The following is a 19,739-nucleotide window of genomic DNA, read 5'->3' as shown; positions in this document are numbered from 1 at the left end:
TTCCGCCCTCCTCACCCCCTCCAGAGGACCCCTCCACATGGCATACGAGTTCGATAACGCCGCCGTTCGCGTGGCGTCCACGGGCCAGGTCTTCTATCTCGAAGACGACCTTGGCCTCATCTACCCCACGGTCAAGACCCAGCTTGAGACCCCTGCGACCGCCATCGACACCATCACGACCGCACCGTTCAATCAGCTCGGGCTCCTCTCGGAGGACGCGGTGGAGCACGAGTTCGCCGACGAGACCGAGGACATCATGTCCTGGCAGAAGGGCATCGTCCGCACCCTCATCACCTCGCGGTCCGCGGCATTCACGCTCGCGGCGCTGGAGACGAACAGGGCCGCGCTGGAGCTGTTCTACGGCGCGATCATGTCGATTCCCGCGGCGGGCATCGGCCGCATCGGCGTCCAGTCCAATGTGGCCCGCAAGAAGATGATCACGGTCCTCGAATTCCAGGACGGGACCCTCGCGGACGGCACCACGCCGAAGGTCTACCGCCTCATCATGCCCAGCTCGCAGGTGACCGAGCTGGAGTCCCCGGCGTTCACCTCGGCGTCGGCTGTGACCTGGGGCGTGACCATCGCCGCCCTCGGCTCCTCCCACGACCTCCTCACCCTCATCACCAACGACCCCGTTGTGGTGGGCGAAGGCGTGACCACCCTGACCTCGGTCATCGGCGACGAGGAGCTGACCACCATCACCGCCCTCCGCGAAGCCGAGTAGCCCCACCCCTCGAAGGAGCCTTCCCCTTGCACCCCAACCAGACCGCCCCGGCCGCGCCCTCGATGTTCACCCGCCCCGTGCCCGTCCCGCCTCCGGCACCGCTCCCTCCGGCGCTGCCGACCTACGGCATGGCCGAGCTGCGCGCCGAGTCGAGCCCCGGCGTCCAGATCCGCGCCGAGAACGGCGAGGTCTTCTATATCCCGGCGGCCGACGAATGGCCGGACGAGGTCTTCGAGGTCATGCCCGACAACGTGAACGCCATCGCGCCCAAGACGATTGTCGCGATGGCGCGCGCCCTCCTCGGCGCTGATTACGAGCGGTTCCGCGCCTCCGGCGGGCGGGCGATGGACGTGTGGCGGGCGATCACCCGGGCCGCGGCCGACCAGGGCGTGACGCCGGGGGAATGACCGCGCTCGCACGGATCGTGCGAGCCCACACCCCTGACCTTGACGCCGATTTCCTCGCCCACTACGGCCTCGACCTCGGCCACCTCGGGACCCCGCGGCTGCGCTACGCGCGGTTCGCGGGGCTCCTCGTGCGCCTGCCCCCGACCTCACGGTCCCTCCGCGCGATCAGCGGCCGGGTCGACGACTGGAACGCGGACACCCACCTCGCCGCCGCGCAACTCGACACCGCGCGGCAGACGAATTACCTGCTCGGCGCGCTCTTGACCGCGCACGGCGCGAAGAAGAACCCCATCGCGAAGCCGGACCCCGTCCCGCGCCCCGGCGCTGAGGCCAAGGGCCGCAAGAAGCGCGGGTTCCGCTCCCTCTTCTCCACCTACGGCACGCATGTGAGGTCGATCGGCTGATGGCTACCGGCGGCGCGAAGTTCGCGACCGGCTTCGTCGAGTTGACGCTGCTCGACTCGTCGATGCTTAAGCGCGCCCAGAGCCTCACGGCGATGGTCGCGCGCGACATCGAGCAGAACATCACCCGCTCCCTCGGCGCGTCCTTCGACCGGATCGGCGACCGCCTCACCTCCATTGGCGGGGAGGCGACAATTGCGTTCGCGCCCGTCACGCTCGCTGTCGGGAAAATCGCCGCTGACGGCTGGGAAATGGCGAAGTCCGTTTCTTCAGCGCGGAACATTTTCCATCAGTTCGGCATGGAGGCGTCCGATGCGACGGCCTTTGTCGATGAGCTGTACGGCAAGTCGAATGCGTGGGGCACGTCCTTTAACACGATGCTCGAAGCGAGTATCAAGCTTTGGCCTGCCTTCGGCGGCAACGTCGATGAGATCCGCTACGCGATGGAGGGTCTCTACAACGTCACCGGCAAGTACCACCTCTCGGCCGAGGCCGTCAACGGCGTGATGAGGGCTTTCGTCCAGATCTCCCAGAAGGGGAAGGTCCAGGCGGAAGAAATGTTGCAGGTCTCCGAGTGGGGCGTGGACTCGTGGGGTCTGTTCTCCCGAGCCCTCGGAATCTCCACTCAGGAATTGCGCGACATGACCGCGGCGGGCGAAGCGCTCGCCGAAGACGTGATGCCCAAGGTCTACAAGTACCTGAACGAAAACCCCGAATTCGCGGGCAAGGCGTCAGCCGGTATCGAGACGATGTCGGGCCAGTTGATGATCCTCCAGAACCAGCTCGGATTCCTCGTCGGCGGCGCACTCGCCGACAAGAACACCGAACTCGTCGCCGCATTCAAAAACCTCAATGTCGCGCTCGGGACGCTCATTGACTCGGGCTTTGTCGCCGAATTCCTCACCCCCGTCATCAACGGCTTCGCCGTGTTCGCTGAGTGGCTCGCGGGCATGGACGGCGGGACGCTCGCGCTCATCGCCGGACTCACCCTCCTCGCCGCCGTCATCGGGCCCCTCCTGCTCATCGCGGGCCGCCTGTTCGCCCACCTCGGCGAAGGCACCGAGGCCGTAGGCCGCTTCAACGGCCGCGTCACCGAGACCGCGAAGACCATCACGGGCGGCTTCAAGCGCTCGCTGCTGTACTTCGTGAACGCGTGGCGGACCACGCCGGTCCCCATCCGCGCCACCGTGATCGCGATGCAGCTCGTGTCCGGCACCGTGGGCCGCCTGGCCTCGGTCCTCATCTACCCGATCGACAACCTCAAGATCCTCTACAACCAGGCGTACCGCCTCCAAGCCGGGCTCGGCCGCCTCGCCTACCAGGGCCTCGGCACCGCGATCAACTTCCTCCACCGCGTCCCCGGCGCGGTCACCGGGGCCGCCCGGTCGATCCGGGACCTCGCGGTCACCGCCGGGCAGCGCACCGCCGCCGCGTTCCGCACCACGGTCGCGGCCGTCCGCGACTGGCGCGGCACCCTGGAGGCCGCCGCCCTGTCGGCCGCCCGCGGCGCGGGCGTCGCCTACCGCGCACTCCGCCAGGGACTCACCGACACCGCCCAGGCAGCCCGCAACGCCGCCGTCGCCCTCGGCACCGGATTCGTGCGCGGGCTCCGCGCCACGCAGAACGCGCTCTTCAACGGCGTCCTGCGCGCCTCGAACGCCACCGTCCTCGGGCTCTCCAAACTCGGCACGGTCGCCGCCCGCGTCGCCCGCGACGGCATCGCCGCTCTCGGGCGCAACGCCGGGAACATCGCACGCGGCGGGCTCAACGCCCTGCGCGGCGGACTCATGGGCGCCGCGCTCGCCGCCGGCGCGCTGTTGGTCTCCGGTGTCGCCATCGGCCCCGCCGTCGCCGACGCCGGCGCACAGGTCATCACCGCGATCCAGAACCTCCCGGTCCTCGCCGAGGCGCTCGCGACCCAGCTCCCGGGCATCATCACCGAGGCCGTCGCCACCCTCGCCCTCGTCCTCCCCGAGCTGGTCGCCAGCCTCTCCGAGGGCGGCCCGCTCATCCTCCAGGCCGTGACCGACAGCCTCGGCGTGCTCGGCCAGGCCGCCGTCCAGGCCGCTCCCACCCTGCTCGCTCTCGCCGTCTCGCTGATCGGCCAGCTCGCGAGCTACCTCGCCACGAACGCCCCCGTCCTCGTTGACGGTTTCATGACGATTTTTCCGGATATCGTCGCCGGGATCGGCACCGCCGCGGGCGCTCTCGTCGGCGCGATCGGCCTGCTCGTCCCGCCGCTCCTTCAGGCGATCGTGAGTGCGATTCCTGTTCTGGTGTCCGGTTTCATCTCACTTTTCCCAATTTTGGTGACGTCGATCCTGGAGGCCCTCCCTGGATTGGTAAGCGCTTTCCTGCTTGCCGTCCCGCAGCTCATCCTCGGGATCGTGGAGGCCATTCCGTCCATTGTGGAATCAGTAGTGTCGATGGTCCCCGAGATTATTAGTACACTTGTTCCAATGCTGCCGCAGATCGTCGTGGCGCTCCTGCTCCTGATTCCGCAGCTCATCATCGCGATTTTGGGCGCTATACCCGATATCGTCACGTCTGTCGTGAAAATGATTCCCGAAATCGCGACGGCGCTGGTCGAGGCCCTCCCCGAGGCGGTCGACGCCTTCATGGAGCTGTGGCCGCAGATCCAAGATGCCTGGTCAGGAGCTTACGGCGAGTTCAAGCAGCTCGGCCGAGATTTGATCGAGGCCATCAAGGACGGCCTGTCGGCCGCTTGGGACTCGGTCTCCTCGTGGGTGAGCGACAAGGTCTCCAGTATCGACCTGAACCCGTTCTCTACCAGCGATTCTGCCACCGTGAGCATAGCAGCCGACACGTCCGCTGTCACGCGCGCCTTCGCGCCGCTCGCCGCGACGTTCTCGGCCGCCGACCTCCCCATCGATTCAGTACAGACGTTCGATGCCGGGTCGTTCGCGTCCGCCGTGGACAGCCTCGGCGCGATCGAGATCGACGCGCGTTCGGGCGCACCGCAGGTCGCCGTCCGCGTCTACCTGGGCGAGACCGAACTGACCGACCTCGTCCGCACCGAGATCCGCGTCCTTGACGAGAAGGACCGCGCCTTCGCCGCCGCTGGAGCCCGCTAGATGCCCCTGGAGATCACCGTCGCCACCGACCCCACCCGGCGGGCGAACATCGTCCACCTGGTCAACCCGTTCCCCGACAGTCCCGCGGTATCGCTGGCCTCGATCGCGGACCTGTCGGAGTACGGGCCGTCCGTCCCGGTCCTGACCGACCTGGGGACCTACACCGTGGGCGCGGACGGCGCCCAGGTCATCGACTACACCCCGCCCCTGGGCGTCCCGACGTACTACCGGGCCACCGCCGGGGCCGAGATCGCCCGCTCGGCTCCGGCCGTCCACGACCACGGCCAGTACGTGTGGGTGAAGTCCAAAAAGTACTCTGACCAGCCGATCGGGCTGCTGCTCAAGACCGCGCCCGCCTTCGCGTTCGGCGCGGAGGTCCACACCTTCTATGGCCTGTCCGATGCGACCCGGGGCCTGGGGTACGGGCAGGCAGGCGTCCGCCACCCCGGCGCCGTGGAGTTCACGTTCTACACCTGGAGCGCCGACGAAGCCTCCCGGGTCCGCGACCTGATCCGGGACAACCCCCTGTGCATCCAATGGCCGGGCACGACCGACGAGGCCCTCATGATCGCCCCGTGGTACCTGGTCCAGGACGTCACCCGGACCGCGATCGGCCCGCCCGCGAACGCGATGTTCGAGTGGACCTGGACCGCTGCTCCCGTGCACGCCACCGAAGGCGTGTTCGCCTCGGTCACAGCGACCTACCAGAGCGTCTACGACCGCGGGTGGGCCTCCTACGCGGACATGGACTCAGACCCCGACGTGGAGACCTACACGCACGCGCAGATGGCCGCCGTCGCCCACGGCGGCCCGCCCCTGCCCGAGGGGGAGTCCGGAGTGCCCGTTGGCTACTCCTGACCTCCACACCTGGATCACCGGCACCCAGCTCGACATCGAGTGCTCCGCGACGATCCGCGACACCGGGACCGTCGTCGTGACCGGCGTCCCCGTCACCGGGACCCTCACCCTCGCCCGCCCCGCCACGGTCGTCCGCACCGCCGACGTCACGTTCCAGACCCTCACCCCCAAGGCCCTCGCCGCCGGGCTCGACTCGGGATGGACCGCCGACCTCCAAGTGAGGGTCCGCCAGGGTGCCGAGACGCACACCGTGCCCCTGGGGCGGTTCAGGGCGATCTCCACCTCGTGGAACCCCGGCGCTCCCGCCGTCGCCGCGCAGCTCACCGACGAGCTGACGCTAGTCGTGGACGACCGGTTCAAGTACCCCGTGACGATGCGCAAGGGCATGACCTATTTCGAGGCGATCCGCCGCGTCCTGGCGATCCTCGGTATCACCCCCGCCGGACAGACCCTCGCCACCATCGCCACCGACACCACATGGGGCCCCATCCCCACCGCGGCGATCCGCGTCCCCCTTACCGAAGACCGCGAACGGGCCGAATTGTTCGAGCTGCTCAACCAGCGCATCGGCACGCAAACCCTCTTCGACAAGACGGGCGTTTTGACCATGCGGTGCGACCCGGCCGTCTACTACCGCAAGGCCGCCAACCGCACCGGAGCCGACTACCGGCTCCCCGACGCCGCGGCGTTCAGGGTCGATGACGTGGCCTTCAACCGCGAAGACCAGTACAACGCGCTGGTCATCCAGCCCGGTGAGTCGGACGAGAACTTCTGGTACTCCTGGCGGCCCCTCACCACCGGGCCCTACGCCTACGGCGCGAGGTTCGGCGCCAAACCCCAGTTCTACTCCTCGGACCTGCTTCACACCCGCGCCCTCGCCGAGAACGCCATCGCCGGGATGCTCCCGGACTACACCAGCACCGCCCGGCGCCTGGCCGTCTCCGCCCCGCCCTACTGGTGGATCGAGGCTGGGAACGTCATCGCCCTCCCCGGGCCCGCCGCCGCACCCCCGCGGTACGTCATCAACGCCGTGTCCCTACCGCTCGGTCTGGGGGACATGGCGCTCGAACTCGAATCCGTCGACATCGAACAGTTTGAGGTGCCCGAATATGGTGCGTAGCCGCCGCCCCGTCCCGCCCCCGCGCCGCGTCCGGCCCGCCCAACCCCGGCCGCTGCGCGAGTACACCTACCGCCTCCCCATCGCCGCCGCCCCTTCCGGTGGGTACGTCGACCTCACCGCCCCCGAGGGCGAGACCATCACCGCGACCGTCCCCGCCCACCTTGCCGCCCCCGGCGTGAACACCGTGGCGCTGGTGCGGTTCACCGCCTCCCGTGCGGTGGTCGAGGGGTGGGCGCCCTGATGGCGACGACCCCCCGCTACCAGATCCGCCACCCCACCCGATCCGACCTGTTCGCGCCCCACGCGGACATGACGGCGCTCGCCGAAGACGTGGAGACCGCGCTCGTCGCCGTCGAAGCCCTCGGCCTGCCCGCCGAACCCTGGGCCGACATCCCCCCGTTGCTGCTGTGGGACGACGACACCTCCACCGGGATCGAGACCGCCGAGGGCACTCTGTGCCGGTGGCGGGCCCATCACCTCCTCGCCCATCTCAACGCCCGCGTAGTGTTCGCCGCCGCGCTCCCGACCGGGACCGGCCGCACCCGCCTGCGCCTCGTGCCAGGCGGCGGCCTCACCTGGAACGGCTTCACCATCGCCTCGGCGTTCCACGAGACGGCAGCCGGGACTCTCACCCCGGTCTCATGCGCTCCTTCGACATTCGGGACACAGGTCAACGGCCTCGCGGTTCCCAACGTCCCGTTCGCCGCGGGCGACGCGCTCCTGATCTCTGCGGAGTTCGAGCCGACCTCGGCCGCGGCCCTGGCCGCCGAGACGGAGATGCTCGACGGCCTCCCCGGGGAGGCCGGGAGTGAGTGACCGGACCGTCCCCCGCCCCGACCCCGCGGGCCGAGACTTCGTCGCCGACTTCGGCGCCATCGCCGACACCGCCGAAGCCTGGGCGGCCTCGGTCGAGGACGCCCACGACGCTGACGTGACCGCCTGGGAGTCCTATGCGCCCGGGATAGTCGTCCACCGCACCGCCGCCGAATACGCCGCCGGGACCGGAACCACCGCCGCGAACGTCCAGTCTTCCGTGTGCCTGGCGTACGGGTTTGTGCTGGTCCGCTACTCCTGGGTCTACATCGATACGTTCTGGGCCGCGACCATGACCCTCCCGACCCCCGTGGACTACCCGCCCGCCATCGCCTACGGGAGGACGTTCGCCGGAGACCAGGTCAAGACCACCGCCACGCCGACCTCGATCGTCATCGGCAACACGGGCGCGCTCATGACCGGGACCATGTACCTCGCTTCGGCCCGCTACGCCGCCTCCGGCGCCCCCGAAGCCGGGGACTGGGTCCTCGATGACGCCGCCGAACAGCTCGGCCTGAACACCATCCTCAACTGAATAGCTAAGGGAGCCAACCCCCATGGCGACCGCCATCCCCGTCAAGCCCGTGTTCACGGTCGGCGAGCGCGTGAGCGCGTCCAAGATGAACACGCTTGCGTCCCATGCGGACTGGGCCACCGACCCGCCGATGGTCCACCTCTACCCCGGCGCCAACGTCACCTGGGCCAGCGCCAACAACGTCACCTGGACCCAGAACCTCTCCTCCCTCTCCAACGCCACCGTGACCCTCCCGGCAGAGCGGATCACCGTGCCCTACACGGGCATCTGGGAATGGACGTTCCAGGTCGGCACCTCCGCCGACCCCGCCTCCGGCAACCCGGTTCGCGCGAACCTCTACACCGGCACGACCGACTCCACCGGCACCCGCATCGCCGGACAGCACGGCCTGCGCTACAGCGGCATCACCAACTACGTGCAATGCACCGCGCGTGTCTCGATGATCGCCGGAACGACCTGGGTCCGCGCCACCATCGCCTCCTCCACGGTCGGCGTCACCGTCTACGGCTCCGCCCGGGAGACCTGGCTGGAGGGCACCCTCATCGCCCGTCAGTAACCCCCCGAACGCCCCTCATCAAGGAGAACACCTTGCTCTCTCGCGCCTTCTGGGCCGACGCCATCGAACGCGCCGCCCGCACCGCCGCGCAGACCGCCCTCGCCCTCGTCACCGCCACCGCCGGACTCGGCCTGGACGACATCGCGTGGACCGACACCCTCTCTATCACCGGCCTCGCCACCCTCGCGAGCCTCCTCACCTCCGTGGCGACCTCCGGCGTCGGCCCGACCGGCACCCCGAGCGTCGTCACCGAGCCCGCCACCGCCTGACCTTGGACACCACAACGCCCCGGCCGCGATTGGCCGGGGCGCTGAGTGAAGAGAACTCCATGGGTGGAGCGACTGAATATCATGAACCGGCACCACTCGATAGGCGTCCTTTCGTCTCAAATTGCGCAATGATATTGATGTGACGTATTTCATTCCACGAATATTGCCAACACTATGATGTAACGACTGATCAACGGCTCGATTCATCAGATGCCCAGTTCAGGTGTACTGCCTGGTGGGCGAACGATACTGTCATTCCTCAAGTGGACAACACCACCCCGCCACCAGTGGCGAAGTAGTGTGCCCCCTACTGTAGTATGTAGCCATTCCAGTGAACGGTTCGCAGGAGCCCGAATAGCGAGAATGGTCCCGAAATAATGGGACTCGTGATTTGCCCCTGGCATTGCCGAGGGGCGTTCGTCGTGATTCCATACGGCCATGATTGCTTGGAATGCCCTCCTCTCCGTTGCCGTCAACATCGTCACCTTGCTGTACTTCGGGGTTCTGGCGTCGAAGGCCGTCGTGCGGCATCTGAAGGCGCGATTGGGCCGAGGCCAGCGACGCGAAGTCGGCTCGAAGTTCTGATGGCCGAGGCGCAGGAGCAGTAGTGCGTCGGGCACGGTTGGCGCACCCCGAACACAGCGAAGCCCCGGCCGCGAGAGGCCGGGGCTTTCCTCCTATCTAGGGGCCGTCAGGCGACCGAGGCCAGCTCTCGCTCGCCCTCGACATGGACGGCTTCTTCGCCTGCGTGCCAGCGCACGTAGACGACGCGCGAGTGGAGCTTTTCGCGATGCTGGCAGTCGCCTTCGGGGTCCCACCACTCCGGAGCGGGCACGGTCTCATTGGCGCACAAGACGACCTCGACTTGTGCGTTCGCGAGCATCTCGCGCTTGGTGTCCATGTCGGCGCCCACCCACTTATGCCCGTAGGACTCACCGGTCGGGACGCTCCGCCAGTGCGCCCTGATCTGCGGTTGGACTTCGAGGCGCTTGCGCTCCTCGACGAGGAAGGCCATGATCTGGCGGAATTCCTCGTCCCGCCCGTCCCAGACCCCGGCGGCGCGGTCGCCGAGGTTCTGATCGATCACCTTGTTCACCTGCTCCAGACGAGCCGACACATCATTGGCCGGGACGTACTCCTTGCCGTAGACCTCTTGGTCGTGGAGGTCCTCCATGACCGCCTCGACCACGATCCGCTCCAGCTTCGGCAAGAACACCTCGGGCACCTTCTCGCACTGCTTGCGGTGCCGAGCGCACCGGTAGATCTCCTCATCCTTGTAGCGGGGCCGCACTCGCGTGTAGCGGTAGAGCTTCTGCGCGCAGTTCCCGCACCAGGCGAGGTCCTTGAGCAGGTACGGCGTCGCGAGCCCCTTGGAAGGCTTGCCGCCACGGTACTTTTCGCTGGTCGCTTGTCGAGCCGTCAACAGCTTCTTGAAGTCGTCCTCACTGATCAGCGCCTCGGCGAACCGGCGCGGCATCCCGTCGTCCCCGCAGATGACGCGGCCCTTGTAGAGCTGGTACCCGAGCAGGGTCGGAGAGGTGAGGATGCGGTGAAGGCTCGATTCCTGCCACACCTCGCCGCCGCGCGGGGCCTTGATCTTCCTCTTCTTCAGCTCGCGGCAGATCCACCGCAGTGAGCATCCGTCGATGCGCCACGCCACGATCTGATGCAGGACTTTGAGCTTCTCCACGTGGTGGACGATCTTGAGGGAGGCGTCGGGTTGGCGCTCGGCCTTGTACCCGTACTGGAGCGCGCCGCCGGCGTAGCGGCCGTCCTTGCGGGCCTTCTCGTTCTTCGACTTGGCGCGCACTGAGGCCATCTCGCGTTCCCACTGCGCGCACATGACGAACACGTACGCCATCATCCGACCGGTCATCGTGGACGTGTCCAGCACGTCATCGGAGGTCGCGAGGGTCTTCTTGTTGGCGTCCGTCCACTGGAGGAAGCTCGCCCACTGCGGGAGCGACCGCGAGTAGCGGTCGATCACCCAGGCGCACATGCCGTCGAACTCGTCGGCGCGGTTGTTGAGCCAGTCGCCAAGCTCGTCGCGCTCGAACGGGTCGACGCCGCCCGAGAGGTCGAGGTCGACCGCCCACCCGATGATCTCGTGATCGTGGCGATCGGCCCACAGCTCGATCGCTTCCTTCTGGCGCTCGGGGGAGGTCGTGACATCGGTTTCGTGGGAGAGGCGAATCACTCCGAGGATGCGGAGCTTCTTCTTGGTGAAGACGTTCGGGGAGGGCTCTTCTTTGATCGCTTTGCCCAGATTGAGCAGATATTCATTCAGATCCACGGAGGAACTCCTAGTTCAGAGGGCCTAAGTTCGTACTCCGTTGCGATCAACCAAGTTTAGCTCTGAAGGCCGTAAAACCGTTCCGTTCCATCAATGCTGGATGTGGTGGGCTTCGGTCCAGGCGACCGGCCTGGAGCACCCTGTCCAGGCGCACCCTTCGCTCTGCTCAAGCTCCAGCTTGCGGCGGAGGGCTTGGTTGGGGAGGCGGGCGGCCCTGCCCAGTTCGATCGCTTCCCCGGTCTCGTAGTCGAAGACGCCGGGGATGACACCGGCTTCGCAGGCGAGGTGGCGGGCCTTGGTGACACTGACCGGATGGCCCTCAAGGAGCGGGATCCGGCCGGTGTCTTTGCCCTGCAACGTCTCGATGTCGACCATCAAGTCCAGGGTGGCAGTGTGGCCGTGGCGCTTGACCGCGTCGGGGCTGGTGCCGTATCCGGCGAGGAGCTGGTGGAGGGCTTCGGCATGCCGGTTCGGCTGGGCCGGGAGGACACCCTCGGGGTCGGTCTCGTCCTGGCGGGGTGGCGGGCAGGCGGTCTTCAGGTACTTGTCCAGCAGCCGCCCGGTGTCACCCGACAGTTCGCCGGAGAGGGCCCACATGCCGTTGTCCTGTTCCGCCAGTTCGATCCATTGGAGCGACTGCTCGCCGAGTGAGTCGAGGAGTTCGGACTCCTCGGCCAGGTGGGCGGCCAGTTCATCGAGGTGCCTTTGGAGGTCTTTGAAGGGGGCGTGCTGGCAGTACTGGGCGATCAGCTGCTCGGGTGTCGCACACAGGACCTCGGCATCGAAGGGGGAGGCCACGGGCTCGCGGAAGGGGGTGAGGGTGAACAGGCGCATTGCCGGGGTCCGGTCCAACTGGCGGACCGCGTAGGCGACCTGGTCGATCCTCGCCTGTCCTGAGACAGCCGCTTCCACCAGCGCCCGGAACTTCGAGGAGAGGCGGGCGATGGCGGCGATGTCCGAAGCAGTGCGGTGGGTGAAGTCGAACTGGGACAACAGGAGATCCCGCAGGGCGGAGTAGCCGAAGGCGGTGCGGTGGAGGTTCTGCTCCTTCATCGCGATGACCGAGGCGAGGACCTGGGCGTACTGGGAGTTGACCAGTGCGGCGGCGTCTTCGAGGGCGGATCGGATGGTCTGGGCTTGTTCGCTGGTGCTGGTCCGGCTGTGGATTGTCGCTGTGGCTGCCATCGGGATCACCCCCTGTCGCTGTTCTCGAATGTGTTGCCTGTTTCCGTGTGCCTGTTCGATGTTCGTGCTTCAATTGTGACTCTGTGTGCGATACGTTGCCAACACCCAGAAGGGTGATCTTTGGTGAGGAAGTTTCATCCCGCCCCACCCCACCCCCACTAAGCCCCCACCACGGACCCCATGGCCGCCAATCCCACCCGGGAAAGAAGATCACCTCTTCGTCGCTGCCCGCACTAACCCAAAACAAAACGGCCCCAAGGCAGCAGAACTGCCTCAGGGCCGTGTCAGCGCTTGCTCAGACGACCTTCGGGATCGAACCGGTATTGGTCAGGGCCTCGTTCAACAGCGGCCCCACCTGCATCGTGAACTGCCCGAGTTCGTACCCGAGCTGTTCCCGATCGCACTGCGACACAGCCAGAAGCGTCAGGCAGATCTGCGGCCCCACCGGAGCCGCCAGAAGTACACCCTCTGCCATCTCAACAATGACCTGCTGCGCCGGGCCGTGGTCCATGGACCGTCCCGCGCCCTCGCCGATCGAGAGCAGACCGGAGCCGATGCCCGCCAGCTGGTCGGCGCGCTCCTTGGGAAGCCCGGCCGAGACCGCCAGCGGCAGACCGTCGACACTCACCAACACCGCATGGGACAGACCGGGAGTGCGGGCGACGAGCGACCCGAGGAGCATGCTCAGGGAGCGCTCGTAGACGCCGAGATTGGCGCTCATCGGGCGGCCATCCTCTCCGTCCTGGCGGGACTGCCGGGGCGGCCGCCGCGAGCGCGGCCCCAGCCTCGGAAGTAACCGGCGGTGTTCTGCGCCAACAGTTCGGGGTCGCGGTCGATGGGCTCGTCGAAGCGCGGGTGCTCGTCGGCGACCACGGCGCCCGGGACGAGGTTCGCCTGTGGCTTGCGGCGCGGCAGGCCGGCCGCCGTCGTGGGCTCCTCGGTCGCGGGGGTCTCGGTCGCGCTGCGGGCGGTGCGCCAGCCGTCGTCTCCGGGGAGGTTCCACGACTCCGACTCGGGCTCTTCGCTTTCGGGCCGCTTGAACCAAGCGCTCTTGGCCTGGCCGAAGATCAGGAGGCCGTCGTCGTCGGCCGCGAGGGCCGCGACGTCGACCATGGCGACGTCCTCCCGGGGCTGCCAGGGATGGCGGCGCGGCTCCTCAGTGTGGGGGAGCTCGGCCGGCTCGGCCCGGCGGCGCCGGATCGACCGCGTCTGGCTGCCTTCGCTGTCGACCGGCTGCTGCATGGACGGCGAGGAGAACGAGTCCGGGAGGACCTGCGTCGCTTCGAGGTCCGGGGGGATGACGGAGTGCAGCTGGGAGAGCGGGTCGAGCGCGCGCAGGCTCTGGCGGTCCGGGAGGTCACCGGGGAGGCGCACGGTCCGGTGCGTGTCGGAGTCGTGCCCGCGGCCGCGGCGGCGGGACGCGCGGTCGTCCTCCTGGAGCGGCGGCGCGGAGACGTGCGGGAGCGCGGACTCGGGCTTGGGGCGCTTGGCCTGGAGGAGCCCGATGAGCCCTTCGAGCGAGCGGTCCCAGGCCGAGACGGCCTCCGCGGTGGCGGACACCGAGGGGGCGACGGACGGGTCGTCGCCGCCGCCGATCTCCCTGATGGCCTCGGTCAGCGCGCCGGCCATGGCCGCGACCTGCCCCGGGTCGGCCACGGTCGCAAGGTCGGCGGCGAGCTCCTCGGTCGAGATCGACTGGAGGGCGCCGGGCTGGGGGAGCCGGGTGAGGATCGCGACGGCGTTGGCCTCGCTCGGGTCGTCCCAGGCGGCCAGCGCCGCCGGGAACACGGCCCGCAGGAGGCACGTGAGGGCCTCTGCCGCGTCGTGGCGCGCGCGGGCGGCCGATGCCACGGTGTCCAGGATCGGGCGCAGAGCGGCGACCTCAGGGCGTGCGGCGAGGGGCTGCCCGGCGACCTCGCCGGTGGCGAGTCCGCGGGCGATGGCGATGGCGTCGTCGAGGGCGTCCTTGGAGCGGAGGGCGCGGGAGTCGGCGCGGACGACGAGCTGTCCTGCGGCGGCCGCGAACTCGGCGAGCTGGACGACGTCTCCGGCGACGGAGATGGAGACGGACTGGCCGGGGGCCGACCTGGCGAGGAGCCCGTTGAAGCGGACCCAGCCGCGGGGGTCGTCGCCGAAGGTGTCGGTGGCGATGAGTCCGCCGCCGGCGGCCACGAGGGCGACGGCGCACGCGGTGTCGCCGTGCCCGGTCCCGGACGCCTGCTGGTCGGTGGTGATGCCGCAGAACACTTGCACCCGCGGAGCTCCTCTCGTAGGGCGCGCAGCCGGCGCTGTCCCCTGTCGCCGGGGCTGGTGCCCGGCCCGTTTTTACCAGTCCGTTATCAGTTTTCCGCAGAATACTCGGTTCTGCAAGCGGACTGCCTGTGCGGGTTCGCCTACGGAGCGAAGGCCATAGCACACATAACCGTCAATTCACTGGCAGCCGCGACCTGCTCATTCCCTTGTGGAATAACGCAGCGGAGCCGCCGCGGGACTGCCGCGGCGGCTCGTGAAATCGGACTCGGCGGCCCATCGGGGATTGGCCGTTCGGCTGAGTGGGACGCGTCCTATCCGCGCCATTCCACATGGTCGTTGATCTTGGCGATGACGCCGCGCCAGGCGATGGCCGCCTGCTGCGCGTCGTTGCGCTTGAGGCGCCGCTTCGCGAACTTCCCCTTGAGGCCGCCGTCGACGACGACGCGGAACGTCTCGTCGAGGTCGTCGAGGGGCGATCCCGGTGCGAGCGCGGTGATCACGGAGTCGTTCTTGAGGGCGTACCCGAGGTCGCGGCCGACCTCGGCGGCCTTGATGAGCAGCTCGGGCTCCCACGCCTCCTGGCCGCCGCGGAGGTTCGCGACGACGAGGTCGAGCTCGTAGGTGTCGGCTTCGTCACAGGCGATGTCGTCCTCGGACACGCGGTCCTTGAGGTCGTCCCACTCGTCGATGGCCGCGAGGTCGTGGTCGTCGTTGTCCTTGACGTACGCGACGAGCGCGGCGGGCTCGCGGAAGACCAGGAGCTTCCCCTTGCGCGTCAGGAAGACCGGGACCTCCTCGGGGGCGGCGTCGAGGGCGTCCTCGTCGTCGTCCTCCTCGGCGTCCTCGGGCTCGTCGTCCTCGAAGTCGGCCGGGTCGGGCTCGTCGGCGTCGGGGTCCTCGGGGACGGCCTCGTCGAGGACCTCGTCCTCGTCGGGGTCCTCCTCGGGCTCCTCGTCGTCTTTCTTCGCCTCGGGCCCGGGCAGGGTGTCCGACATCCGGTAGGCGCGGAGGGTGTACCCCGAGTCCTTGCCCAGGTGGAGTTCCACCGGGTCCACCCCGGTCTCGTTCCAGAGCTTCTCGGTGTCGGCACCGCGCTCCGGCGCGTCAGATTCGGCCGCCATGTCGCGTCCCTCCCGTAAGTCGTCTAGCTGGGGAACAGCCTACGACGCAAGGGCGCGCCCCATCGCATCCGGTGTGCGCTTTTCTTTGTGGATAGCGACGGGGCCCTTTCCGCGGTAGCGGAAAGGGCCCCGGATCGATCACTAGTACGCGCCTCCGGCGCCCGCGGCCATCCCGGCCGGGTGCCACACGGTCTTGTACTCGGTCCACTGCCGCAGCAGGTCGAGCGCGTTGCCGCCCTTCCCGGGGCGGCGCACGACCTTGAGGGTCTCGGCGGCCGCGGCCTCCAGGGAGGCCGCCAGGTCCGCGTCGGCGCCCGTGAGATCGAGCCCGTTGACGTCGGCGTGGGACGCCAGGTGCGGCGCGACCTCGGTGGCCTTGCCGCTCAACAGGTTCACCACCCCGCCGGGCAGGTCGGAGGTCGCCAGGACCTCACCGAAGCTCAACGCGGGCAGGGGCTTCGCCTCGCTCGCGAGCACGACCACGGTGTTCCCGGAGGCGATGGCGGGCGCGATGACCTCGATGAGGCCCAGCAGCGGGTCGTCCTGCGGGGCGATCGCGGCGACGACGCCGAGCGGTTCGGGCGTGGTGTGGTTGAAGTACGGCCCGGCCACGGGGTTCGCGCCGCCGAGGACGGACGTGTACTTGTCGGTCCAGCCCGCGTAGTGGACGAGCCGGTCGATCGCGGCCTCGACGGTGCCGAGCGCCTCGTGCGGTTCGGCCCCGGTGGCGTCGGCGAGCTCTTCGGCGAACTGCCCGGCGCGGCCTTCGAGCATCTCGGCGGCGCGGTACAGGATCTGCCCGCGCAGGTACGCGGTCTGCCCGGCCCAGGACCGCTGGGCCTTGCGCGCGGCGGCGACGGCGTCGCGGGCGTCCTTGCGGCTGGCGAGCGCGGCGTTGGCCAGCTCGGTCCCGTCGGGGCTGCTCACCGGGTAGCTCCTTCCGGACTCGGAGCGGGGGAACTTCCCGCCGACGTACAGCTTGTAGGTCTTCTTGACCTGGAGTCGATCAGACATCGAGGTACGCCTCCAGTCCCTGGCGGCCGCCTTCGCGGCCGTATCCGGACTCCTTCAGGCCGCCGAAGGGGCTGGCGGCGTCGAACTGGTTGAACGTGTTGGCCCACACCACGCCCGCGCGCAGCCGCTCGGCCGCCCACAGGATCTTGGAGCCCTTCTCGGTCCACACCCCGGCCGAGAGGCCGTAGGGCGTGTTGTTGGCCTTGGCGATCGCCTCGTCGGGCGTGCGGAACGTGAGGACGCTGAGCACGGGCCCGAAGATCTCCTCCTGCGCGATCCGCATGGACTGCTGCACCCCGGTGAACACGGTGGGGCGGAACCAGAAGCCGTTCTCGGGCAGGTCGCAGGCGGGCTGCCACACGTCGGCGCCCTCGCCGCGCCCGGCCTCGGTGAGGGCGGTGATGCGGGCGAGCTGCTCGGCGGAGTTGATGGCGCCGATGTCGGTGTTCTTGTCGAGCGGGTCGCCGACCCTCAGGGTCGACACGCGCTCCTTGAGGCGCGCGAGCACCTCATCGGCCACGGACTCCTGCACGAGGAGCCGCGAACCGGCGCAGCACACGTGCCCCTGGTTGAAGAAGATGCCGTTGACGATGCCCTCGACGGCCTGGTCGACGGGGGCGTCGTCGAAGACGATGTTCGCGGCCTTGCCGCCCAGCTCCAGGGTGACCTTCTTCTTGGAGCCCGCGACGGCCTTCGCGATGGCGCGGCCCACGGCCGTGGAGCCGGTGAAGGCGACTTTGTCCACAGGGCTGTTGACGACCGCGGCGCCCGCGGCACCGGCGCCGGGGAGGATGTTGACGACGCCCGCGGGCAGGTCGGCCTCCTGGCACAGCTCGGCGAACATGAGCGCGGTGAGCGGCGTGGTCTCGGCGGGCTTGAGCACCACCGTGTTCCCGCACGCGAGCGCGGGCGCGATCTTCCACGCGAGCATGAGCAGCGGGAAGTTCCACGGGATGACCTGGCCGACGACGCCGAGCGGCTTCGGGTCGGCGCCGAGCCCCGCGTAGGAGAGCTTGTCGGCCCATCCGGCGTGGTAGAAGAAGTGCTGCGCGGCGGTCGGGACGTCGAAGTCGCGGGTCTCCTTGATGGGCTTGCCGTTGTCGAGGGACTCGGCCACGGCGAACTCGCGGGCCCGCTCCTGGAGGAGCCGGGCGATGCGGAACAGGTACTTGCCGCGCTCGGCGCCGCTCATCGGTCCCCACACGGCCTCCTGCGCGCGGCGGGCCGCGGCGACGGCGCGCGCGACGTCCGCTTCGCCCGCCTCGGCGACGGTGAACAGGACTTCCTCGGTCGCGGGGTTCACCGACTTGAAGACGGATTCGCCGTCGGTGAACTCGCCGTCGATGAAGAGCCCGTAGTGCTCTTTGATGTCGGGCCGCACCGACTCGGGTGCGGGGGCGTACTCGAACATGGCTAGTCCACCGTCACGTAGTCGGGGCCGGAGTAGTGGCCGGTCTTGAGCTTCTGGCGCTGCATGAGCAGGTCGTTGAGGAGGCTGGACGCGCCGAAGCGGAACCAGTGGTTCGAGAGCCAGTCGTCGCCGAGGACCTCGTTCACGGTGACGAGGTACTTGATCGCGTCCTTGGTGTTGCGGATGCCGCCCGCGGGCTTGACGCCGACCTGGACGCCGGTGGCGGCCCGGTAGTCGCGCACGGCCTGCATCATCAGCAGCGTCACGGGCAGGGTCGCGTTGACGCCCACCTTGCCCGTGGAGGTCTTGATGAAGTCGGCGCCGGCGTACATCGCGAGCCACGACGCCCGGCGCACCGCGTCGTAGGTGGCGAGCTCGCCGGTCTCCAGGATCACCTTGAGCCGGGCGTCGCCGGACGCGGCCTTGACGGCCTTGATCTCGTGGAAGACCCGTTCGAGGTCCCCGGCGAGGAACGCGCCGCGGTTGATGACCATGTCGATCTCGTCGGCCCCGGCCCGCACCGCGGACTCGGTGTCGGCGAGCCGCACGTCGAGCGGGACCTGCCCGGCGGGGAAGCCCGTGGCGACGGAGGCGACGAGCACGCCGCTGCCTTCGAGCGCCTCCTTCGCGGTGGCGACCATCGACGGGTAGACGCAGACGGCCGCGGTGGCGGGCGCGTCGCCGTCGGGGCGGCGGGCCTTCGCGGCGAGCGAGCGGACCTTGCCCGGGGTGTCGGCCCCTTCGAGGGTGGTGAGGTCGATCATGCTGATCGCGAGGTCGATGGCGTGCGCCTTCGACGTCGTCTTGACCGAGCGGGTGGAGAGCCCCGCCGCGCGCGCTTCGAGGCCGACCGCGTCGACGCCCGGAAGGGCGCGGACGAGGGACGCGGCCTCGGCGCCGCTCAGAATTGATCCCATGACCCGATCGTATCCGTATCTCTGTGACCGCTGAATCAGACTGTGGTGACCAGCTCACATTAGCGCGGCGAACTGGGCGTTAAGGTTATGAACCGTGGATGTCAAGATCGTCGAACACCCGCTCGCCGCCGAACGGCTCACCGCCATGCGCGACGAGCGCTCGGACTCACCGAGGTTCCGGGCCGCCCTGCACGAGCTCACCATGATGCTCGTCTACGAGGCCACGCGCGACGTGGCCGTCGCCGAATACGAGATCAGGACCCCCGTCGCCACGGCGAAGGGCTTCCGGCTGGGGAACCCGCCGCTCCTGGTCCCGGTGCTGCGCGCGGGGCTCGGCATGGCCGACGCCGCGCAGGCCATGATCCCCGACGCCTCCATGGGCTTCGTCGGCCTCGCCCGCGACGAGGAGACGCACGAGCCCTACGCCTACATGGAATCCCTCCCGGACGACCTGGCCGGACGCCACGTCATCGTCCTCGACCCCATGGTCGCCACCGGCGGCTCGCTCCTGCGCTGCTGCGAGATGATCGCCGCCCGCGGCTGCACGCACATCGACCTGGTCAGCGTGCTCTGCGCGCCCGACGGGATCGCGAAACTGGAGCACTCGGGGATCGCGATGCGCATGACCACCGCCGCGGTGGACCCGGAGCTCAACGAGAAGGCCTACATCGTCCCCGGCCTCGGCGACGCGGGCGACCGCCAGTTCGGCGCCTACCGCCGCTTCTAGCCGAAAAGGAAAGGGGGCCGCATCCCGCGGCCCCCTTCTG

At 68.9% G+C, this 19,739-nt stretch carries 21 protein-coding genes; 13 read left to right on the top strand and 8 right to left on the bottom strand.

Features of this window, described 5'->3' with window-relative positions; translation table 11 throughout:
* Positions 1 to 37: 37 nt before the first annotated feature.
* The 12 genes from AB0A65_RS03050 (at position 38) to AB0A65_RS02995 (ending at position 9,363) form a co-directional block, all read left to right on the top strand.
* Positions 38 to 724 carry a hypothetical protein gene (locus tag AB0A65_RS03050; protein WP_359945307.1) on the top strand — a complete coding sequence of 229 codons (687 nt, stop codon included), beginning with the start codon at positions 38 to 40 and terminating at the stop codon, positions 722 to 724.
* Positions 725 to 750: 26 nt separating this feature from the next.
* Positions 751 to 1,131 (top strand): hypothetical protein, encoded by a 381-nt coding sequence (locus tag AB0A65_RS03045; RefSeq protein WP_359945304.1) that lies wholly within the window; start codon positions 751 to 753, stop codon positions 1,129 to 1,131.
* Complete coding sequence (locus AB0A65_RS03040) at positions 1,128 to 1,535, top strand: hypothetical protein (RefSeq protein WP_359945301.1); 408 nt, start codon at positions 1,128 to 1,130, stop codon at positions 1,533 to 1,535. Before AB0A65_RS03045 ends, AB0A65_RS03040 begins: the two co-directional genes overlap by 4 nt.
* Entirely contained in the window at positions 1,535 to 4,627 is a 3,093-nt protein-coding gene (locus AB0A65_RS03035) for a tape measure protein (RefSeq protein ID WP_359945298.1), read from the top strand. The genes AB0A65_RS03040 and AB0A65_RS03035 overlap by 1 nt, the downstream gene beginning before the upstream one ends.
* Positions 4,628 to 5,485 (top strand): hypothetical protein, encoded by an 858-nt coding sequence (locus tag AB0A65_RS03030; RefSeq protein WP_359945295.1) that lies wholly within the window; start codon positions 4,628 to 4,630, stop codon positions 5,483 to 5,485. It abuts the gene before it with no gap.
* Positions 5,472 to 6,605, top strand: a complete 1,134-nt coding sequence (locus AB0A65_RS03025) for a hypothetical protein (protein ID WP_359945292.1) — start codon at positions 5,472 to 5,474, stop codon at positions 6,603 to 6,605. Before AB0A65_RS03030 ends, AB0A65_RS03025 begins: the two co-directional genes overlap by 14 nt.
* Positions 6,595 to 6,846, top strand: coding sequence for a hypothetical protein (locus tag AB0A65_RS03020; RefSeq protein WP_359945290.1), 252 nt, complete (start codon positions 6,595 to 6,597; stop codon positions 6,844 to 6,846). Before AB0A65_RS03025 ends, AB0A65_RS03020 begins: the two co-directional genes overlap by 11 nt.
* Complete coding sequence (locus AB0A65_RS03015) at positions 6,846 to 7,421, top strand: hypothetical protein (RefSeq protein WP_359945288.1); 576 nt, start codon at positions 6,846 to 6,848, stop codon at positions 7,419 to 7,421. The genes AB0A65_RS03020 and AB0A65_RS03015 overlap by 1 nt, the downstream gene beginning before the upstream one ends.
* Entirely contained in the window at positions 7,414 to 7,953 is a 540-nt protein-coding gene (locus AB0A65_RS03010) for a hypothetical protein (protein WP_359945285.1), read from the top strand. The genes AB0A65_RS03015 and AB0A65_RS03010 overlap by 8 nt, the downstream gene beginning before the upstream one ends.
* A 22-nt stretch (positions 7,954 to 7,975) precedes the next feature.
* Positions 7,976 to 8,509, top strand: a complete 534-nt coding sequence (locus tag AB0A65_RS03005) for a hypothetical protein (protein WP_359945282.1) — start codon at positions 7,976 to 7,978, stop codon at positions 8,507 to 8,509.
* 32 nt (positions 8,510 to 8,541) lie between these two features.
* Positions 8,542 to 8,778, top strand: coding sequence for a holin (locus AB0A65_RS03000; protein WP_359945279.1), 237 nt, complete (start codon positions 8,542 to 8,544; stop codon positions 8,776 to 8,778).
* A 438-nt stretch (positions 8,779 to 9,216) separates the two neighbouring features.
* The gene (locus AB0A65_RS02995; RefSeq protein ID WP_359945276.1) at positions 9,217 to 9,363 is read left to right on the top strand and encodes a hypothetical protein; all 147 of its coding nucleotides are present in this window, start codon (positions 9,217 to 9,219) and stop codon (positions 9,361 to 9,363) included.
* A gap of 106 nt (positions 9,364 to 9,469) precedes the next feature.
* Here the strand turns inward: AB0A65_RS02995 and AB0A65_RS02990 are convergent, their stop codons facing one another.
* The 8 genes from AB0A65_RS02990 to deoC all read right to left on the bottom strand — a co-directional run bounded on the left by AB0A65_RS02990 (position 9,470) and on the right by deoC (position 18,972).
* A complete protein-coding gene (locus tag AB0A65_RS02990) occupies positions 9,470 to 11,071 on the bottom strand; it encodes a recombinase family protein (protein WP_359945273.1) in 1,602 nt (533 codons plus the stop codon).
* A gap of 90 nt (positions 11,072 to 11,161) precedes the next feature.
* Complete coding sequence (locus AB0A65_RS02985) at positions 11,162 to 12,256, bottom strand: DUF222 domain-containing protein (RefSeq protein WP_359945270.1); 1,095 nt, start codon at positions 12,254 to 12,256, stop codon at positions 11,162 to 11,164.
* A 295-nt stretch (positions 12,257 to 12,551) separates the two neighbouring features.
* Positions 12,552 to 12,977 (bottom strand): roadblock/LC7 domain-containing protein, encoded by a 426-nt coding sequence (locus tag AB0A65_RS02980; RefSeq protein WP_091048495.1) that lies wholly within the window; start codon positions 12,975 to 12,977, stop codon positions 12,552 to 12,554.
* On the bottom strand, positions 12,974 to 14,509 hold the full coding sequence (locus AB0A65_RS02975; RefSeq protein WP_359945267.1) for a hypothetical protein: 1,536 nt from the start codon (positions 14,507 to 14,509) through the stop codon (positions 12,974 to 12,976). The genes AB0A65_RS02980 and AB0A65_RS02975 overlap by 4 nt, the downstream gene beginning before the upstream one ends.
* Before the next feature lie 311 nt (positions 14,510 to 14,820).
* The gene (locus AB0A65_RS02970) at positions 14,821 to 15,630 is read right to left on the bottom strand and encodes a DNA primase (protein WP_359945264.1); all 810 of its coding nucleotides are present in this window, start codon (positions 15,628 to 15,630) and stop codon (positions 14,821 to 14,823) included.
* A 141-nt stretch (positions 15,631 to 15,771) separates the two neighbouring features.
* A complete protein-coding gene (locus tag AB0A65_RS02965; RefSeq protein ID WP_359945261.1) occupies positions 15,772 to 16,644 on the bottom strand; it encodes an aldehyde dehydrogenase family protein in 873 nt (290 codons plus the stop codon).
* Positions 16,637 to 18,055 (bottom strand): aldehyde dehydrogenase family protein, encoded by a 1,419-nt coding sequence (locus tag AB0A65_RS02960; protein ID WP_359945258.1) that lies wholly within the window; start codon positions 18,053 to 18,055, stop codon positions 16,637 to 16,639. The genes AB0A65_RS02965 and AB0A65_RS02960 overlap by 8 nt, the downstream gene beginning before the upstream one ends.
* 2 nt (positions 18,056 to 18,057) lie before the next feature.
* Complete coding sequence (gene deoC, locus AB0A65_RS02955) at positions 18,058 to 18,972, bottom strand: deoxyribose-phosphate aldolase (RefSeq protein WP_359945255.1); 915 nt, start codon at positions 18,970 to 18,972, stop codon at positions 18,058 to 18,060.
* Between the two features lie 94 nt (positions 18,973 to 19,066).
* Here deoC and upp point away from each other — a divergent pair, with 94 nt between their 5' ends.
* A complete protein-coding gene (gene upp, locus AB0A65_RS02950; RefSeq protein WP_359945252.1) occupies positions 19,067 to 19,699 on the top strand; it encodes a uracil phosphoribosyltransferase in 633 nt (210 codons plus the stop codon).
* Positions 19,700 to 19,739 lie beyond the last annotated feature (40 nt).

The organism is Glycomyces sp. NPDC047010 (assembly GCF_040644205.1).
Classification (GTDB): domain Bacteria; phylum Actinomycetota; class Actinomycetes; order Mycobacteriales; family Micromonosporaceae; genus Glycomyces.
This window is presented reverse-complemented; position numbering and strand designations above follow the sequence as displayed.